19 protein-coding genes are annotated in these 17,332 nt (G+C 53.9%); 16 read left to right on the top strand and 3 right to left on the bottom strand.

The genetic code is table 11. The features are described from left to right. Window positions 1-33 precede the first annotated feature (33 nt). The 8 genes from RAL90_RS01560 to RAL90_RS01595 all read left to right on the top strand — a co-directional run bounded on the left by RAL90_RS01560 (window position 34) and on the right by RAL90_RS01595 (window position 6,976). On the top strand, window positions 34-981 hold the full coding sequence (locus RAL90_RS01560) for a FliM/FliN family flagellar motor switch protein (RefSeq protein ID WP_306252776.1): 948 nt from the start codon (window positions 34-36) through the stop codon (window positions 979-981). Between the two features lie 92 nt (window positions 982-1,073). Beyond that, complete coding sequence (gene motA, locus RAL90_RS01565) at window positions 1,074-1,940, top strand: flagellar motor stator protein MotA (RefSeq protein WP_306252777.1); 867 nt, start codon at window positions 1,074-1,076, stop codon at window positions 1,938-1,940. Continuing rightward, window positions 1,937-3,757: a hypothetical protein gene (locus tag RAL90_RS01570; protein ID WP_306252778.1), complete on the top strand. Its 1,821-nt coding sequence runs from the start codon at window positions 1,937-1,939 to the stop codon at window positions 3,755-3,757. Before motA ends, RAL90_RS01570 begins: the two co-directional genes overlap by 4 nt. Continuing rightward, the gene (locus RAL90_RS01575) at window positions 3,750-4,466 is read left to right on the top strand and encodes a flagellar hook-basal body complex protein (protein WP_306252779.1); all 717 of its coding nucleotides are present in this window, start codon (window positions 3,750-3,752) and stop codon (window positions 4,464-4,466) included. The genes RAL90_RS01570 and RAL90_RS01575 overlap by 8 nt, the downstream gene beginning before the upstream one ends. A 32-nt stretch (window positions 4,467-4,498) precedes the next feature. Further along, window positions 4,499-5,284 (top strand): flagellar basal-body rod protein FlgG, encoded by a 786-nt coding sequence (gene flgG, locus RAL90_RS01580; RefSeq protein WP_306252780.1) that lies wholly within the window; start codon window positions 4,499-4,501, stop codon window positions 5,282-5,284. After that, a complete protein-coding gene (flgA, locus tag RAL90_RS01585; RefSeq protein ID WP_306252781.1) occupies window positions 5,285-5,713 on the top strand; it encodes a flagellar basal body P-ring formation chaperone FlgA in 429 nt (142 codons plus the stop codon). Next, on the top strand, window positions 5,710-6,441 hold the full coding sequence (locus tag RAL90_RS01590; protein WP_306252782.1) for a flagellar basal body L-ring protein FlgH: 732 nt from the start codon (window positions 5,710-5,712) through the stop codon (window positions 6,439-6,441). The genes flgA and RAL90_RS01590 overlap by 4 nt, the downstream gene beginning before the upstream one ends. 10 nt (window positions 6,442-6,451) lie before the next feature. Next, a complete protein-coding gene (locus RAL90_RS01595; protein WP_306252783.1) occupies window positions 6,452-6,976 on the top strand; it encodes a hypothetical protein in 525 nt (174 codons plus the stop codon). Window positions 6,977-6,991: 15 nt separating this feature from the next. Here the strand turns inward: RAL90_RS01595 and RAL90_RS01600 are convergent, their stop codons facing one another. Both RAL90_RS01600 and RAL90_RS01605 read right to left on the bottom strand, forming a co-directional pair. Then, window positions 6,992-7,651 carry a flagellar hook assembly protein FlgD gene (locus RAL90_RS01600; protein WP_306252784.1) on the bottom strand — a complete coding sequence of 220 codons (660 nt, stop codon included), beginning with the start codon at window positions 7,649-7,651 and terminating at the stop codon, window positions 6,992-6,994. Between the two features lie 12 nt (window positions 7,652-7,663). Beyond that, a complete protein-coding gene (locus RAL90_RS01605; protein WP_306252785.1) occupies window positions 7,664-9,214 on the bottom strand; it encodes a flagellar hook-length control protein FliK in 1,551 nt (516 codons plus the stop codon). A 101-nt stretch (window positions 9,215-9,315) separates the two neighbouring features. On the opposite strand from RAL90_RS01605, the gene RAL90_RS01610 reads away from it, so the two are divergent. The 7 genes from RAL90_RS01610 to RAL90_RS01640 all read left to right on the top strand — a co-directional run bounded on the left by RAL90_RS01610 (window position 9,316) and on the right by RAL90_RS01640 (window position 15,538). Then, window positions 9,316-9,633, top strand: a complete 318-nt coding sequence (locus RAL90_RS01610; protein WP_306252786.1) for a rod-binding protein — start codon at window positions 9,316-9,318, stop codon at window positions 9,631-9,633. 2 nt (window positions 9,634-9,635) lie between these two features. After that, window positions 9,636-10,022 (top strand): hypothetical protein, encoded by a 387-nt coding sequence (locus tag RAL90_RS01615; protein ID WP_306252787.1) that lies wholly within the window; start codon window positions 9,636-9,638, stop codon window positions 10,020-10,022. A gap of 181 nt (window positions 10,023-10,203) precedes the next feature. Next, a complete protein-coding gene (locus RAL90_RS01620; RefSeq protein ID WP_306252788.1) occupies window positions 10,204-11,421 on the top strand; it encodes a flagellin in 1,218 nt (405 codons plus the stop codon). 301 nt (window positions 11,422-11,722) lie between these two features. Next, complete coding sequence (locus RAL90_RS01625; RefSeq protein ID WP_306252789.1) at window positions 11,723-12,940, top strand: flagellin; 1,218 nt, start codon at window positions 11,723-11,725, stop codon at window positions 12,938-12,940. Window positions 12,941-13,002: 62 nt separating this feature from the next. After that, a complete protein-coding gene (gene flaF, locus RAL90_RS01630; RefSeq protein WP_306252790.1) occupies window positions 13,003-13,389 on the top strand; it encodes a flagellar biosynthesis regulator FlaF in 387 nt (128 codons plus the stop codon). Beyond that, the gene (locus tag RAL90_RS01635) at window positions 13,389-13,829 is read left to right on the top strand and encodes a flagellar biosynthesis repressor FlbT (protein WP_306252791.1); all 441 of its coding nucleotides are present in this window, start codon (window positions 13,389-13,391) and stop codon (window positions 13,827-13,829) included. The genes flaF and RAL90_RS01635 overlap by 1 nt, the downstream gene beginning before the upstream one ends. After that, window positions 13,829-15,538 (top strand): DUF1217 domain-containing protein, encoded by a 1,710-nt coding sequence (locus RAL90_RS01640; protein ID WP_306252792.1) that lies wholly within the window; start codon window positions 13,829-13,831, stop codon window positions 15,536-15,538. Before RAL90_RS01635 ends, RAL90_RS01640 begins: the two co-directional genes overlap by 1 nt. Here RAL90_RS01640 and RAL90_RS01645 read toward each other — a convergent pair. Next, the gene (locus tag RAL90_RS01645; protein ID WP_306252793.1) at window positions 15,524-16,903 is read right to left on the bottom strand and encodes a FliI/YscN family ATPase; all 1,380 of its coding nucleotides are present in this window, start codon (window positions 16,901-16,903) and stop codon (window positions 15,524-15,526) included. The two genes, RAL90_RS01640 and RAL90_RS01645, sit on opposite strands and share 15 nt — an antisense overlap. A gap of 54 nt (window positions 16,904-16,957) precedes the next feature. On the opposite strand from RAL90_RS01645, the gene RAL90_RS01650 reads away from it, so the two are divergent. Further along, on the top strand, window positions 16,958-17,320 hold the full coding sequence (locus tag RAL90_RS01650) for a FlgB family protein (RefSeq protein ID WP_306252794.1): 363 nt from the start codon (window positions 16,958-16,960) through the stop codon (window positions 17,318-17,320). Window positions 17,321-17,332 lie beyond the last annotated feature (12 nt).

Consider the following 17,332-nt stretch of genomic DNA (forward strand, 5'->3'; position numbering starts at 1 on the left):
TAAACGGAATTTTACACATGGGTTCTGAGACGCATGGGCTCTGAGACACATTTTGTTCTGCGCAAGAAGCTCGATGGCAAAAGTGCTTCATCCAATGGCGTGCGTAACATGTCGTCCCTTTGGGGTGGCTTGAAAAAGGAAAGTCTCAAGATCGTCGGTGATGCCCTGGGGGAGGAGATTACTTCCGCCAGCCCATCCATGGGCAAGTTATCCCATCAGAAATTTGTCAGCCAGTTCAATCAGCGAACGACATTTTATCATCTTGGCAATTCACTGGAGGTGTTTGCCGGTCTGATCTTTTTCTCACCACCACTGGTCTCGCGTCTGGCTACAAGAAAACTTTCGGGTGATACTGAAGAGTCGCACGAGAGCAGCGAGCCTGGCTTGCTGGACCTTTATCTGCTGCAACCCATGGTGCAGCAGTTGATTGATGCGCTAAGAGGGATCTACTCCAAGATCAATGATGCAGAAGTATCGTCTGACTTCATGCTGCGCGATCAGGCGCTGTCGCTGGAAGAATTGAGCGATATAGATGAAGAAGCCGACTTGTTTTATTATTCGCTCAGTCTCTACAACAACAAGGAAAACCCGCCGCTGATCGGTTTTTGTTTTCCTTATGCCGTACTCGAAAAAATCAGTCTGCTTGGGAATAACCGGGTCAGTAACATTGATTTTGACAGTGACGATCCCTGGTCCGGGCATATGCGCTCCACGGTCCTGCAATCACGACTGGCGCTGAGTGTGGTGCTGGACAGTTGTCGCATGTCCGTAGGGGATTGTTCGCGTTTGGAGAAGGGGCAGGTCTTGTCCCTGCCGGGTGTGACGCTTGATGACTTGACGGTTAAGGCCCAGACACGCTCTGGCAAGGTCGATATTGCCCGGTCCGAGCTTGGCATTTTCAAACGCAACAAGGCGGTGAAATTGCATGATGACCTCGATACCGAGTTTGTCATGAACCTCAACCGCCTGGCGGTTGAGTAGGGCAGGGCGCATCGCGCTCTGTGCCTTGTCATACAAGCCCTCTGGCCGGGTGTTTACCAATTATAAACCTAAAGTAGGATACGCCTTCAAATATGAACGCGATCATCGGACTTGTTATCACTATGGTCATGGTTTTCGGTGGCTATATTCTGGCCGGCGGGAAGATGACCATTATCCTCGCATCTCTCCCGTTTGAGATGATGATGATCGGTGGGGCAGCCATCGGTGCCTTCTTTGCCGCCAATGACATGCCGACAATCAAACATACTATTTCTGACCTTGTTGCCGTCTTCAAGGGACCGAAATGGAAAAAGTCAGACTACGCTGATTTGCTGTGCCTGATGCATGAACTGGTGCGCATCGCGCGTGAAAACCCCGTAGATATTGAAACACATATCGAAAATCCGGCAGAATCAGACCTATTCTCACGGTATCCCAAAATTCAGGGCGATAAAGCGGCGGTCGAAATTATCTGCGACACGATCCGTTCAATGATCATGAACTTCGACAATGTTTATCAGGTCGAAGAACTGCTGGAAAAACAACTGGACAGTATGGCGGAAGATTCCTTGCACGGATCACATGCCTTGCAGAATATGGCAGACGCCTTGCCCGCGCTGGGTATTGTTGCGGCCGTTCTGGGTGTGATCAAGACCATGGCGTCTATCGACAAGCCGCCTGAAGTTCTGGGCAAGATGATTGGTGGCGCGCTGGTTGGCACGTTCCTCGGTGTGTTCCTGGCCTACGGTATTGTTGGGCCATTCGCGGCCAAGGCGAAAGCGGTACGCGAGGAAGAGCATTATTTCTACTCCTTGATACGCGAGATGCTGGTTTCCAGCCTGCATAAGAACCCTACAAGTATTTGCGTCGAAGTGGCGCGACGAAATGCGCCAAAGCGCAACCGCCCGAGCTTTGGCGAAATGGAAGAAGCATTAAAGGCACTCAGGAAAGCAGCATGATCCCACGCGCGGCCATATGTGCTGCCCTTGCCACAGCCGGATTGCTGATGGCATCGCCCGTTCAGGCAGAGCCTGAAGAAGATGAGGCGAACAGCACAAAGGAAGAGTTACAGCGTGTCATCGAAAGAGCCGCAGCCAGCGGCTATATCTCCCTGAAAAGTCAGGCTGAGGATGAAAGCGCAGACGCAGAGCAAGCCGGCGAAGAAGCAGCTGAGCTGTCTGCAACAAAAACCAATACCGGAGCCGCAGAAGAGACGTCCGCCACCGGCGATTCAAGCCTTTTGCGCGTCGAGAAGGGTGTTCGCCCGACGCCAACAAGAACCACCTGCGAACTGGCCGACGTTTTTGCCTTTGATGATTATAATGAAGACGTCACCTATGACGATATCTTCGCGCTGCGGACACAGCTTACCTCCATCAAGGGTAATTTCATCCCGGAAGTGGCAGAGGAGCTTGCCCGCACATATCTTGCTGTTGCCTTGCCAGAGGAAGTTATCGGCCTGTCTGATGCAATTTCCACTGATGAGATAGAGCTGTCAGTCAAACTGGCGCATATTCTGTCAACGGGCCGTGCTGACCATGCTGAAGAAATTGCTGCCTATATTCCGTGTGAAGAGTCTGCTAGCCTCTGGGTTGCCGCAGCCTATATGAATTCGGAGCCGGATCTGGCGCTGCAATACACCCGTGATTACCTTTACCTGATTACAGAGTTACCCCCTGAGTTGTTATTTTCTTTCGCCACTCAACTTGGCATTCTGGCGGCAGAGCAGGGCGACTATGCCCTGGCCAAGGAATTGCTTGACAAGACAAAAAAGCTGGATCGCAAGGATGATCCGGCAATCATCTTTCTTGAATCCCTGATCGACACGAGTCTTGGTGAGGCCGAGGCTTACGGCCAGTTACAACAGGTCGCACAGCAACCACATCCGCTGCAGGCCAAGGCGTTACTTGCGCTTGGACAGGCCAGCGAGAGTGAGCCGTATGCAGAATACAGCCAAGACCTTGACTTCATTTCAACGCAGTTCAGAGGGTCCGCCGCGAGTGCGCAGGCCCGGCTGATGAATGTCAGGTTTCTGGCAGAAGAGGGTGCATTTCCGCAGGCTGTTTCTGCAACCGCGCAGGACTTTACAGATGATGCGGAAACCAGAAAGCGCGCGCGCGATGTGGTTGGCAGCTATCTCCTGAAATATCTGAATCAGGATGATACCGAGCGCAATCTCAGCGATATCCGGCATTACACAGAGAATTTCGAGTTTTATGTTGGCGTCAAGGATGATGCGGCACTGCGCCTGCAGGCATCACGCAAGGCGATTGCGTTATACTTGCCCCATCTGACGGACATCTTTCTGGAAGATCAGTCCACCGAGGATACCCAACGCGATATTGATCTGTTGCGGGCACATTCTGCCTTGCTGCGGGGCAATGCTGAACGTGCCTGGTCCCTCAGCTCACTGCATGAAGGCGATGCGTCGTTTGACCAGATAAGTCTTGAAGCTGCCCTGATGCGTGACGACGCGAATGATGCGTTGGCCGCGCTGGGTCGCCTGCCGCAGACGCAGGAAAACATCTTGAAGGCAGCAGACATCGCCTGGAATGCGGGATTGTGGGCACAGGCCCGCGACCTTTATGCCGAGACGCTTCTGGCAGACGCTTCTGAGGAAAATAATCAGCGCTATAATCTTGCCGCTTACATGGCCGGAGAGCAGGGCGGATTTCACGTATTGGAAGACTCCGCAGACATTCTGGATATTGAAAACCTGTACACATCCTACCCGGATGAGCGCAAGAAACTGGAAGGGCTCCTGACACGTGGATAATCCCGGTTATGTATCTCTCTCGCGGCAGGCAGGTCTTCTGAAAGAGTTGAACACTATTGCCAATAACATCGCCAATGCTGACACTGCTGGGTACAAGCGCGAAGGTGCGCTTTTTACGGAGTATATTGCAGCGGTCGGGCGCGATGATCCAAGTATTTCCATGGGACGTCTCGGCGCTCACTTCCCCGACCTCTCACAAGGGGAGATGGCCAAGACGGGCGGCACTTATGATGTTGCCATTCAGGGTGAAGGGTTTTTTCTGATCGGTACACCCGGCGGCGAAAAACTCAGCCGTGCCGGTCATTTCATGACGACAGCAGAAGGCACGCTGGTGAATCCGGATGGCTTCAGTGTGCTCGATGATGCGGGCGGCGAAATACAGATCCCGCCAGAAGTCACGCAGGTTGCCATCGCAGGCGACGGCACGATCAGCGCGGATGGCAATCCGCTTGGCAAGATCGGCGTTGTCACAGCGGCACCGGAAAATCTTGTCCGTGAGGGATCAAACCTCTGGCGGGCAGAGGGCGGCTATCAGCCGGTTGAGGAAACAATAATTCTACAGGGGTTCATCGAGTCATCGAATGTGAACCCGGTAAGTGAAATTGCACGGCTGATAGAAGTTCAGCGCAATTATGAGACTGGTCAGAAAATTTTCGAACAGGAAGACGAAAGGATCAGTCAGGTAATCCAGACGGTCAGTAGACCGTAAGGGTGAAACGTAAAGTCTAGGAGGGACGATACATGAACGCCTTGAAAATCGCTGCCACCGGGATGGCTGCGCAGCAGACCCGCGTGGATGTCATCTCGAACAATATCGCCAATATGAGCACAACGGCCTATGCGCCGCGTACCGCTCAGTTTGCGGATCTGATCTATCAACAGGAATTGCCACCCGGCTCGCTGTCTTCGGAGAGCGGTACGATTGTGCCCGCCGGGATCCAGATCGGCATGGGCGTGCGCCCTTCGGCCGTTTCCCTCGAGTTCATACAAGGTGGCCTGCGCCAGACGGGAGCGGAGCTTGATCTTGCGATTGAGGGCCGAGGCTTCTTTGAAATCACCCTGCCATCAGGCGATTCCGCATACACACGGGACGGGAAGTTCAACCGTAGTGCCGAGGGCCTGATGGTCAACGCGGATGGTTTTGCACTCGCCGACAATATCACCATCCCGGATGACGCCCGTCAGGTGACGATCAGTAATGATGGCGTTGTCAGTGCTGTCTTTGACGACCAGCCAGCGCCTCAGGCACTGGGTAATATCAACCTGACCATCTTTACTAATATCAAAGGGCTTGAAGCGCTTGGCGGTAATCTTTTCCGCGAGACATCCGCATCCGGAACACCGATCACCAATGCCCCCGGCACGGACGGCGTTGGCCTGATGCGACAGGGCTTTCTGGAGGAGTCCGGTGTTGATGTCGTCGAAGAAATCTCTGAGCTGATTGAGGCGCAGCGTGGCTATGAGCTGAACTCGAAAGTCATCACGGCTGCTGACGAAATGCTCGCCGCAACAACAAGGATCAGATAGATGCGTATTGTTTTTTCTGCTCTTGGCTCCTTTATCATTACCGCTCTGTTTTGTGCTGCGACGGCGGCAGAAGTGACGGCGGTTAACACGCTAATGCGCGGCACGGTCATCGGGCCGGGCGACATCAATGTCGTCGCGCAAAATCATGAGCATAGCGAAGCTGTGCGCCAGCAATTTGTGGGTATGCAGACCAGCCGTACTGTTTATGCTGGCCACACGCTCACCTTGGCGAATGTTGAACCGCCCTTGCTGGTCAAGCGCAATCGCATGGTCACCCTCAGTTACAAAATGGGCGGCCTGACAATCACGACCTATGGGCGCGCGCTCAGTGAAGGCGCGCAAGGGGACATCGTGGATATCATGAATGTGGACTCAAAAGTCAGGGTCAAGGGCATCGTTGCCGGACCAGACAGGGTGATCGTACAATGATAAACGGGCAAAAAATCATGCGTGTCTGCACCTGTCTTGGGTTGCTGGCCATCTTTGCGGCTGCTTGCAGTTCCTCTGGCAAGAAACTGGATATCTATGAGCAGAACACTGGTCTTGCACCGTTGCGGGAAAGCGCCATGGCAGTTACGCCGCCACAGCAACCACAAACCACTGCTTCCCTGTGGAAAAGCGGGCCTTCTTCTTTGTTTGGCGATCGACGCGCCAAGACGATGGGGGATATACTGACGGTTGTTGTCAACATTGATGACGAAGCGCAAATCCAGAATTCCGTAACGGCCAACCGCACCAACAATGAGCAGTTCAGCGTCAATGATCTCTTCGGCCTGCCAGAATGGGCGAATAATGTGTTGCCGGGCGGTGCTGATCTGAACCCGGGAGTCAACCTGGACAGAACACGCGCAACAACCGGCAATGGCAATATCAGTCGTCAGGAAGAGATAACTCTTCGCCTTGCTGCCCGCGTGGTGGATGTGCTGCCCAATGGCCATCTGGTGGTGGCCGGCACGCAGGAGATCAGCGTCAATTACGAGGCCCGTCAGCTTCAGGTCACGGGCATTGTCCGGCCGGAAGATATCTCACGCCAGAACATCATTACCTATGACAAGATTGCAGAGGCGCGTATTGCCTATGGTGGCAAGGGGCAGGTGACGCGCACGGTCGCCCCGAAATCCGGCAACCGCTTTCTGAATGCTGTGATACCATTCTAGGAGACTTCAGATGATCAAGAAAATCATCCCTGCCGTTTTGATGCTGGTCTTTGTGGTTGGCGGTGTGTTCGCCGCTGACATGCTGCGGCCATCTCCCGTTTCCACCTCCCATGAAGGCGGCGACCATGGCGGCTCCGGCAAAGGCGATCACGCAGATGATAATGGCAAAGGGGATGATGATCATGGTGGTGACTATGACGCCAAGCAGACAGCCGGAAACTACTACTTTAACTTCAGCCGCCAGTTTGTTGTCCCGGTCATGCAGTCTGGTCGCGTACAGGCGCTGGTCATTCTTGACCTGAATCTGGAAATGGAACAGGGCGATGCGGATGGCATGTTTTCAATGGAGCCTAAATTCCGCGACGCCCTGATGCGCGAGTTACTGGCGCTGTCCAATGAAGGCTATTTTACAGGCCAGTTGACGGACCCGGAAAGATATGACGAGATCCAGAAAGCGCTGTTGCGGGCAGCCCGCACAGTCAAGGATGAAATCATCAGTGTTCTGATTCTGGATTTCGCCCGTCAGGAGCAATAACGCTTTTGTCAGCGCTTATGGCTTGCGGACATTCTTGGCGAATTCCGAAAGGCGGTTTTCAAAACCAAGACGCAATTCACCGTCTTCAACCGTGGCCTCTGTAACCTGTGTAATCAGGCTTGGGGCGATATGCCCGAGAAACTGATCACCGGCATATAGCTCAATACTGGCACCATATACGTCAGTATTCGCCTGCGTCCCGTCAGAAAGTGTGCCATCCCAGCTCCAGCTATTGTCGGAAGGGTCGATCTGTTCGCTGTAGATCGCCTGGCCATTACGGTCATGCACAACAAAGATGACCGTATCAGCATCTTCAGGAATATCTGCCGTGTAATTCACGGCTTCACCCGAATAAGGCACGAAAGAGCTTTCAACTTCTACCGTCTGCCCGATCCATTGAGCCGCCGCGAGGCCAAAAAACTCGTCTGTGAGGCTCGCAAGGAAAGTGAGCGTATTGTTGCTCTCTGCCTGTTGTTCCAGGCTGGTAAATGTCGCGAGCTGTTCGACAAACTGTGTGGAATCAAGTGGCGAAAGGGGATCCTGGTTTTTAATCTGGGCCACCAGCAGGTTCAGAAAGGTATCGAACTGCTCGCCCACATCGTCCGTCTGGAACAGGCTGTTATCTGCGGCAAGTGTTCCTTGCGTACCAGTCGTCTGTGTATTGATTGGATCCATTGTGGGCGCTCTCTATAATCTGAGATCAAGGCTGTCCGATCCGAGGACAGACAGCAGGGTGGGTGTTTCCGTGCGGGCTTCGTAAGAGACAGTTTCCATAGCGGCCGCATAATTGAAGGATGACCCTTCCTGCGGCCGCTCATCAGAGAACTGGCGCTCGGCGTGTTCTGCGAAGCTCAGATCGACATTGTCAAAGCCGGCATTGTTCAGTTCCTGCATCAGATTATCAACCGCCCGGCGCATGAGGGTGCTGGTGTCAGCGACGTCGGCGCTGATCACAGCGCTGACGCTGCGGTCTGCGGTGAAATTGAAGTCAATGTAGACGCGGCCAAGTTCGGGCGGGTCCAGCATGACTTCCATGCGGTCGCCTTTGGCGGCCACATTAACGATGGCGCTTGCGACTTGCTGCACAGGGCTCTGTGCTGCAAAGGCAGGCGGTTGTGTGGATAACGTTGCTGCTGGTGCGGCCAGAGGTGCCGTTGTGGCTGCACCCTGCGCCTGACCGGTCAGTAATGGCGCTGTCGTTGTTGTCGCTGTTTCGATGAAACCAGCGACGGGGCCGACTTTCAGCTTTGTGGCATCGCTGACACTTGCCTGCGGCAGAATATCAGCCAGATCCAGCTTCTCCCGCACCAGTCTGACGATTTCAGTAAAGGGCTGTTCTGATTCATCAATATTCAGGGATAGGTCCGCAGGTAAAGGTGTAACGCTCAGTACAGGCACGTTACTTGCCACAGCAACAGCATCCCGGTTGCCAGCGGCAGCCACAACGCTGACAGTTGGCAGCTCAGCTGCTCTGGCGCTTACCTCAACCGGCCTGGCGCTGGCTTCAACGGCCTGTGCAACTGTTTCAACAGGATTCGTGATCACCGGGTTTGCCATCACGGGGCTCTCACCGTCCGGGGCAACGCCCGTCATCTGCGTCACGAGCGCAGGCACGCCCGGCAATTCCGGGAGATCAGCAGGCTTGCCGTCAGCAGACTGTATCGGGTTAACCGCTAGCACGCCGCGTGTCGGTAAGGCTGAAATGCTGACAGGGGCGTTTTGTATTGGCACAGCGACATCGCTGCGGATCGGCCCTTCAGGTCCGCCGGCGGCCACACCTGTCGGGGCGCTCAGAATCGCCAGCGGGGAAGCTGGCAGAGCTGTCGGTGTCGCGGCGATGGCACCCGCACCGTCCTGATTAACAGGGGCCGGATCAACAGGAGCCTGATCAACAGATGGGAGTGCCGTCGTAATACCAACAGGTAAAGCATCGCTTTGCTCAAGAGGCTCGATCCCCGCCAGAAAGCGCACAGGCGTGGTATCGTCAGTGTCACGGGCGCTGTTATCTATTGCGGGCCCTGTCCGGGTGCTGGCGGCATCTTCAGCCACACTGTCCGGCGCGGCCTTACCGGAAGCACTATCTTCCGATGCCGTCATTTCAGTAAAAAATGTGGGAAAGGTTTTCTCATCCCCGGCGGTCTCGGGGGAGAAGAGACTTGAAAACTTGGCTGGATCGTCCTGATCCATCGCTGGTGCACGGGTGCCCGTGCCGGCCAGCAAAGCAAAAATCTGTGTCATCCTAACACTCCTGCAACCATACATAGGACAAAAATGGTTTACCAATCCTTTACGTGTGCGCGTTAGGCTTTGGGTAAGATTCGCGAAGGAGGTGTTCTGAAATGAACACTATTGTACCAGGATTGAACATTCAGCCTGCTGACAGGCAGTCAGCCACGCAGACATCTGCCACGGACAAACCCGAGGATGCAGATCTGAGGGCCATGGCGCAAAAGTTCGAAGCGAGTTTCATATCCCAGATGCTGAAACACAGTGGCTTGCCAAAGGCCTTGCAAAGTGCAGGCGGGCAGGGGACGGATGCGTTTTCTGTCTTCTATATAGATCAGCTCTCAACACGCATTGCAGATCAGGGCGGCTTCGGCATTGCTGACAATATCTATGAGCAGCTGGCCAAATATGAAGAGCAGGGTGGAAACTGAACATGAATACGGTCCAGCGCTGCAGCGAGCAGATAAAAAACCTTATTGTCCTTCTGGAAAGTGAAACGGCCATGCTGCGCAACGGCGAGCTTTCAGGCTTGCAGGACCACAGCGCCCTTAAACTTGAGGCTATCAAACAGCTTGAGGCCAGCTTGCAGGCGATCTCTTCCGATGAGGAAAAAGCTGCCATTGGCCCGCTGATGATCAGGCTGGACAAACTCTCCAACGAAAACGGTATTCTGCTCAAGAGCATGTTCAATGGCTCACGCGCTGCCCAGGCAAAACTGGCGCGCCTGCAACAGCAGGAAGTGAGCGTGGGTGTTTACGGCCGCAATGGCCAGGCGGTCTGCCTGGAAGAAAACCCGCTTTTATCCGGAAAAACTGTCTGAGATTTACGGCTTGTTAGGCCCTTCATCTTACGGTGCTATTTATAAGCTCACCAGAATGGTGATGACCGAGAGGATGCTCGGTCTGTCAGGACGACACTCCTAAGAACAATCCCGACAAATCAACCGATACGCATGCGTGCTTCCAGTACGCAAACGCTATCCCATTCTTTAAGGAAAGCTGATGTCCAGTATTTTGACAAATAGCAGCGCCATGGTTGCGCTGGAAACCCTTCGGGGTATTAACCGTGGTCTGAACGAAGTTCAGTCACAGATTTCAACTGGTAAAAAAGTCGCCAACGCGAAAGACAGCGCGTCTATCTTCGCGATTTCAACCGTGATGCAGGCAGATGTTGCCAGCTTCAAGCAGATTTCTGACTCTTTGAACCTTGGTTCGTCGACTGTTGGTGTTGCCCGTGCGGCTGCTGAAAACGTGACTTCTCTCCTGCAGGACATGAAAGAACTCATCGTTTCTGCGCAGGAAGAGAACGTTGACCGTTCCAAGATCCAGACTGACGTTGATGAGCTTGTTACACAGATCAATTCTGTTGTGAACGCAGCCCAGTTCAACGGCCAGAACCTGCTGCAAGGCGGTGGTAACATTCAGATTCTGTCTTCTCTTGACCGTGATTCAACCCAGAATGTTTCTACTTCAAGCATTAGCGTGAACCGTCAGAACCTTGAAAGTGCCAACGCAACTGTTGCCGGTACGACAATCGCTGGTGCTGGTGCCATCACTGCCCTGTCTGCCCAGGCTGTTGCTGACGGCGCAGCGCAGACAGTGACATTGACACAAGGCACACTGGTTGCTTCCAACACGGCTGGCGCCACATCTGGCTACTCAGTACAGATTGGTACTGAAACAGTTTCATTCGCTGCGCGTGAAGGTGACACACAGAACGATGTTGCTCGCAACCTGAAAAACTCAATCGATGCATTGGGCCTCACAGGTATCACTGTTGACCTGACAGAAGTTGCTGATCCAACATCTACGGATGTAACATTCACGATCAACAACGATTCTGGTGGCGGTATCACCGTAACAACTGTCAGTGGCGATGCCTCTACAGCTGGTGGCGGCCTTGCTGGTCTTGCTGACATTGATGTGGAAACATCTACAGCAACAGCCAACCAGGCACTGGCTGATATTGAAGGCTTGTTGCAGACAGCAATCGACTCTGCGTCAGCTTTTGGTTCATCCCAGAAGCGTATCGATAACCAGATCGAGTTTGTTAGCCAGCTGACAGATTCCCTGACAGACGGTATCGGCGCACTCGTAGACGCTGACATCGAAGAAGCATCTGCCCGCTTGCAGTCTCTGCAGGTTCAGCAGCAGCTTGGTATTCAGGCCCTGTCTATTGCCAACCAGCAGCCAGCCCAGCTTTTGGCGCTGTTCAACTAAGAACAATAATAAATTTTCTTCCAAGACTGAAAAGGAGCGGTTCTGCCGCTCCTTTTTTCATGCGGCCTACAGACGTATTCGCGCTTGCGCGGGTAGGTTGCAAAATTTTTTTCTCTCAATTTTTCGGGTTAACTCTAAATTATTGATTTGTGTGCCATGGTTTCGGGATGCAGCTAGGATTGGTTGCTGTTGAGTAGAACCTCAACTCGTCAGGAAGACTTAGGTGACGCCGTCTGACCGCAAAACGCGGGCAGACACTTTCAAAAAACGCGCTGGATTGCGCACCCAAAAGGAAAGACCTATGTCTAGTATTCTTACTAACAGCAGTGCTATGGTAGCACTGGAAACTCTGCGTGGCATCAATAGAGATCTTCAGGATGTCCAATCGCAAATCTCCACCGGAAAAAAAGTTGCCAACGCCAAAGATAGTGCTTCTATCTTTGCGATTTCGACTGTCATGCAGACAGACGTGGACAGCTTCAAGCAGATTTCTGATTCACTGAATCTGGGATCTTCCACGGTGGGTGTCGCCCGAGCGGCGGCGGAGAATGTCACAAGCCTACTGCAGGATATGAAAGGACTCATCGTTTCTGCACAGGAAGAGAATGTTGACCGCTCCAAAATCCAGACAGACATTGATGAATTGACCCTGCAGGTTCAGTCCGTTGTGTCGGCGGCCCAGTTTAATGGCCAGAACCTGCTGGTAGGAGGCGGCAATGTGTCCGTTCTCTCGTCCCTTGACAGGGATGCAAACCAGAATGTTTCCGCATCCAGTATTACCGTGAACAGACAGAATTTGCAGTCTGCCAACGCAACGGTTGCCGGTACGACAATCGCTGGGGCGGGTGCCATTACGGCGCTTACAGCGCAATCTGTCAATGATGGCGCCGCCCAGACCATCACCCTGACGCAAGGGGCGCTGGTGACGTCCAATACTGCAGGTGCGACCTCCGGGTACACGGTGCAGGTTGGTACGGAAACAGTCACTTTTGCTGCACGTGAAGGCGATACACAAAATGATGTGGCCCGCAATCTCAAGTCAGCGATTGATGCGCTTGGTCTGACAGGCATCACGGTTGACCTGACCGAAGTGGCGGATCCGACAAGCACGGATGTGACCTTCACAATCAATAACAATTCCGGCGGTGCAATCACCGTCACCACGACCAGTGGTGACGCCAGTACAGCTGGCGGTGGTCTGGCCGGTATCAGTGACGTTGATGTGGTAACATCCAACGTCACAGCCAGTGCTGCGCTTGATGATATTGAAGTGCTGCTGCAAACGGCGATTGATGCGTCTGCGGCCTTCGGTTCCGCCCAGAAACGTATTGATAACCAGGTAGAGTTCGTACAGCAACTGACAGATGCGTTGACGGAAGGTATTGGTGCCCTTGTCGATGCTGACATCGAAGAGGCTTCTGCCCGCTTGCAGTCCCTGCAGGTCCAGCAGCAGCTTGGTGTTCAGGCCCTGTCGATCGCCAACCAGCAGCCACAGCAGCTCTTGGCGCTGTTCCAGTAAACCCGCGAAGGACGGACGGGCTAACCCCCGTTCCTGAATTCCTCTGAACAAGGAGATAGCCAATGCTTAATCAGCTACAGGCACAAGCGGGATACCGGACAACAACCCGAGAAACCGGTACAGACAAGGACATTGAACTGCGCGTCTTCACGTCTGTTACATCAAAACTGAGCAGTGTTGACCCGAAAGCGGTTGGTGGTTTCACCAAACTTGCTGAAGCCATGCACGAAAATGTCCAGCTCTGGACAACCGTCATGGCGGATGTGGCAGGTGATGATAACCAGTTGCCGCTGGAGCTTCGGGCTCAAATTTTCAATCTGGGTGAATTCATCCGCAAGCATACGCTGAAAGTGCTGGAAGGCACCGAAACGGTTGATGCCATCATTGACATCAACAAGGCGATTATTGCGGGTTTAAGAGAATCCCAGAGAATTCGGGAGGCTGCCTGATGCCCGGATTGATATTGAACATAAAACCAGGTGAGCGTTTTCTCGTGAACGGTGTCGTTCTGGAAAATGGTCCAAAGCGTGCCCAGATCAGGGTTGAAACAGAAGGTGCCAGTATCTTGCGTCTCAGCGATGCACTGCACCCGGATGATGTGAATACGCCCGTCAAGCGCGTTTATTACATCGCCCAACTCATCCTGACAGGTGACTCGGAAGAGGCGGAGGCAAAAGAGGTTTTGATAAAGGCCCTCAAGGATCTTCAGAACGTCTTCCGCGATACCGCCAAGGCACCGCTTGAAAAAGCCATCAATGCAGCAGAAATCGGGCGTTACTATTCGGTTCTCTGTTCCCTGAAACATGTTTTTCCGCTTGAGGAAAAGTTGCTCAACCTGCGCTTGCCGCAGGCAGATGATGCTGAACAGCAGAAGTCTGAGGTTGCCTGATGGTCTTTCAGCCAGTCATACCCCTGAACGGTTATACCGGCTGGCTGTTCCTTCAGCGTACACAGGAACGTCAGGTGGAGGCATTTGATGCCTCCCCTGAACTTCAGCGCGAAGTGGATTACTTCCGCGAAAATATCAAGAATGCGACAGATGTTGCAGACCTTGTGACTGACCGTACCTTGTTGAAAGTCGCCCTTGGCGCTTTTGGTCTTCAGGATGAGATCAACAAGCAGGCGCTGGTGCGCCGGGTGCTGGAAGAAGGTACAATCGAGCAGGGCTCATTCGCCAACCGCCTGAACAACAGTCAGTTCAAGGACATGGCAAACGAGTTCTCATATGGCAATGGCGGCTTCGCTCCGGATGATGCCTTTGTTGATAAAATCATCAATCAGTACAAGCAGTCCCAGTTTGAAGTTGCCGTCGGTGAAGTCGATCAGGACATGCGCCTGTCCCTGAATTTCCAGCGTAAGATGGGCGAGATCGCTGCGCGGGGAATCGAACAGGAAGCGGTCACCACAACATCAACCGTGCAGACACAGGATATATTCGGTACTGAGACTGTTGAGGCAGATACGCCGGGTGCTATCTCGGGTGGCGGGTTCATTGGCCTAAGGGGGCAAACCTCTCTCACTTTACAGCCGGGCGCCCTCACAAGTTCCTATAATGCAGGCGAAGCCACCGGATATGCCGTCACAGTTGGATCAGAAACGGTTACTGTTGTGGCGCGCCCGGGTGAAACCCAGAATGATGTGGCGAATGCCATCGCGGAGGCGGTGAATGCCCTCGGTATTTCAGGGCTGACCGCAACGGCAGTAAACGCCGATGATCCAGCGACGGAAACAGCCAGTATCAGTTTTGCCAATACATCAAACGTCCCCTTGCAGATTACAGCGCAGGCAACCAGCAATTCCACCATCGTTGGTGTGGCTGCGGCTTTTGAAGAAGGTATTTCAATCGCCGATACTTCCGGCGGTGCCATCACCAATGATGGTACAGTGGCCCTTGGCGGGTCGCGGACCTTATCGATTACAGAAGGTGTCGTTGCCACCAATGATGGGCTCGACAGAACGCTCGCCTATCAGGTCTCCCTTGGCGGTCAGACAGTGACTTATATTGCCGGAGATGGCGAAGACCAGAATGATATTGCCCAGGGCATTACCAGTCTGATCAATGATCTTGGCATTGCCGGGGTCACGGCAAGTGCAACACTGGCCGCTGACCCATTGACGGGTCAGGCAGAAATCACAATACGGAACAATTCCGGGAACTTGTTGACAGTTGCGGCGGAGAGCAAAACTTCCCTGCCGGAACTGGGTGAGCGGCTTGAAGAAGTGACCACGACCACAGGCGGCAATAGCCAGTCTGTTCTGTCGGAAAAAGCCCTCTGGTTCCAGGTCATGGGTGACCAGCCCTTGCGCGCCGTGTTTGAGACAGCTTTTGGTCTGCCAACCGAGTTTTCACAGATTGATATTGATCAGCAGCAGGAAATTTTCGAAGAAAGAAGCCGCAAGCAGTTCGGCGTTGGCTTTGCGGAAGCCTATTCAAATCCTGAAAATATCGAGAGCCTGATAAAACTGTTTACCGTGCGCAGTCAGATTGCAAACGGCCCGTCAGCGACCACGCCCGGCTTTGCCGCCCTCAGCCTGTTGCAGAATGCGGCTGGCTTTGGCGCATCTGCGGCACAAAATCTGTTGTTATCCAACAGCTGAGTTGGCTTTTTCAGCCGGTGCTGCATCTGCCGGCGCCCCCAGCAGAATCTCTTTCAGCGCGGCAAAACTTTCTTCTGCATTTTTCACATCAAGCACACTGATGAATTGATCCAGCTGTGGCCACAGGCGCACCGCTTCGTCCAGCATCGGGTCAGCCCCGGCGGTATAGAGGCCCGCCCGGATCAATGGCGCATTTTCTTCATAGGCTGAAATCAGTGAACGTGCAGCTGCCAGTATCTGGTTTTCTTCTGCTGTCGCTGCCTCCGGCAGGGAGCGTGAAACACTGCGCCGCACATCAATCGCGGGATATCGACCACGCTCGGCAATTTCGCGTTCAAGGATAACATGCCCGTCGAGAATGCCGCGCACCATGTCCGCCACAGGCTCTTCCATGTTGGAGCCGGCGACCAGCACACTGAAGACGGCTGTAATGTCGCCATTGCCTTCGGCGCCCGGCCCGGCGCGTTCTGTTAGCGCGGCGACTGCCCGAAATGTCGAGGGCGGGAAAGCGCGCAAGGAAGGCACTTCGCCTGCCGCCAGCGCTACTTCGCGATGCGCTTCGGCAAAGCGGGTCAGGGAATCAAACAGCAGTAAAACCTGCTTGCCCTGGTCACGATATTGTTCGGCCGTGGCCATGGCGAGATAGGCCGTGCGTTTTTTTAGCGGGGCCGGATCATCGGACGTGGCGGCGAACACGATTGCCCGCTTCATGCCCTCAGCACCAAGCGTATCCTCAACAAAATTGCGCACCTCGCGCCCGCGCTCACCAATCAGGGCAAGGATGACAATATCCGCATCGGTTCTTTTGGCGAGCTCCGCCAGCAGCGTGGATTTGCCAACGCCTGAGCCGGCGAAAAGGCCAATGCGCTGTCCCTGACATAAAGGCAGAAAAGTATCGAACGCCGCAACGCCAGTATTCAGTCGTCGCCCCAATCGCTTGCGTGTTGCCGGGGCAGGCGGTTTGGCTTTCAACGGCGCTTCGTGCAGTCCTTGCGGCATTTCCTGGCCGTCGGGGCCCTGCAGCCTGTGGTTCAGCACATGCCCGATCCAGTCAGTGCTCGGTTTCGGGTTCAGTTGCGGTGAAAGGAAGATCGAACAACCGATCTTGATCTGTCGCGGGTCGTCATAAAGGATGGCTGTCAGATCATCCTGCTCAAGAGCAATAATCTCTCCATCGGGCGCCGTGCCACTGAGCGAGACCTGATCTCCCAGCATTGCCAGATGGCTGAGCCCGGCAATCGTCACCGCGTCTCCGTTTATGGCCGTCACTGTGCCGTGATAGCGCACACGCGGCTGGCCGGATATCATGCCAGCCTGCCGTTCCAGCAGGGTCGTCGTTCCGGGGCTTAAAGGGCTGTTAACCATTTGTTCAGCTTATAGATGCAATTTTTACTTATTCGTTAATCAAGGTAAACAGAAGTGCCGACCGACCTGGATATTCTTCGAACCTACTCAGCCATGGCCCAACATGCGGCCAAGCGGCATGAGGTGTTGGCAGGTAACATCGCCAATGCCGACACGCCCGGCTACAAGGCACAGGATTTGAAGAGTTTTGCTGAATTATACAAGGCAGCAGAACGTCAGGGCAGGGATGTCGAGATCAACACGTCAGATCTTGTGCGCGCCGCCTCGGGCGGCGTGGAGTCGCCCAACGGCAATAATGTTTCCATTGAAGACCAGATGCTGAAAACCGCCGAGACCAAGGGCCAGCATGACATGGCGCTTGCCGTTTACAAGAAAACGCTGGACCTGATGCGGCTCAGCCTCGGCAGCAATCGCTAGGTAGGAAGGAGC

The sequence above is a fragment of the Parvularcula sp. IMCC14364 genome, assembly GCF_030758415.1.
Taxonomy (GTDB): Bacteria; Pseudomonadota; Alphaproteobacteria; order Caulobacterales; family Parvularculaceae; genus Aquisalinus.

What these genes read in the sequence shown, in the direction of transcription:
- RAL90_RS01645 (WP_306252793.1), bottom strand. Translation starts at nt 16,903, where the DNA reads ATGGTTAACAGCCCTTTAAGCCCCGGAACGACGACCCTGCTGGAACGG.
- flgA (WP_306252781.1), top strand. Translation starts at nt 5,285, where the DNA reads ATGCGTATTGTTTTTTCTGCTCTTGGCTCCTTTATCATTACCGCTCTG.
- RAL90_RS01620 (WP_306252788.1), top strand. Translation starts at nt 10,204, where the DNA reads ATGTCCAGTATTTTGACAAATAGCAGCGCCATGGTTGCGCTGGAAACC.
- RAL90_RS01635 (WP_306252791.1), top strand. Translation starts at nt 13,389, where the DNA reads ATGCCCGGATTGATATTGAACATAAAACCAGGTGAGCGTTTTCTCGTG.
- motA (WP_306252777.1), top strand. Translation starts at nt 1,074, where the DNA reads ATGAACGCGATCATCGGACTTGTTATCACTATGGTCATGGTTTTCGGT.
- RAL90_RS01560 (WP_306252776.1), top strand. Translation starts at nt 34, where the DNA reads ATGGGCTCTGAGACACATTTTGTTCTGCGCAAGAAGCTCGATGGCAAA.
- RAL90_RS01570 (WP_306252778.1), top strand. Translation starts at nt 1,937, where the DNA reads ATGATCCCACGCGCGGCCATATGTGCTGCCCTTGCCACAGCCGGATTG.
- RAL90_RS01625 (WP_306252789.1), top strand. Translation starts at nt 11,723, where the DNA reads ATGTCTAGTATTCTTACTAACAGCAGTGCTATGGTAGCACTGGAAACT.
- flgG (WP_306252780.1), top strand. Translation starts at nt 4,499, where the DNA reads ATGAACGCCTTGAAAATCGCTGCCACCGGGATGGCTGCGCAGCAGACC.
- flaF (WP_306252790.1), top strand. Translation starts at nt 13,003, where the DNA reads ATGCTTAATCAGCTACAGGCACAAGCGGGATACCGGACAACAACCCGA.
- RAL90_RS01595 (WP_306252783.1), top strand. Translation starts at nt 6,452, where the DNA reads ATGATCAAGAAAATCATCCCTGCCGTTTTGATGCTGGTCTTTGTGGTT.
- RAL90_RS01600 (WP_306252784.1), bottom strand. Translation starts at nt 7,651, where the DNA reads ATGGATCCAATCAATACACAGACGACTGGTACGCAAGGAACACTTGCC.
- RAL90_RS01605 (WP_306252785.1), bottom strand. Translation starts at nt 9,214, where the DNA reads ATGACACAGATTTTTGCTTTGCTGGCCGGCACGGGCACCCGTGCACCA.
- RAL90_RS01610 (WP_306252786.1), top strand. Translation starts at nt 9,316, where the DNA reads ATGAACACTATTGTACCAGGATTGAACATTCAGCCTGCTGACAGGCAG.
- RAL90_RS01590 (WP_306252782.1), top strand. Translation starts at nt 5,710, where the DNA reads ATGATAAACGGGCAAAAAATCATGCGTGTCTGCACCTGTCTTGGGTTG.
- RAL90_RS01615 (WP_306252787.1), top strand. Translation starts at nt 9,636, where the DNA reads ATGAATACGGTCCAGCGCTGCAGCGAGCAGATAAAAAACCTTATTGTC.
- RAL90_RS01640 (WP_306252792.1), top strand. Translation starts at nt 13,829, where the DNA reads ATGGTCTTTCAGCCAGTCATACCCCTGAACGGTTATACCGGCTGGCTG.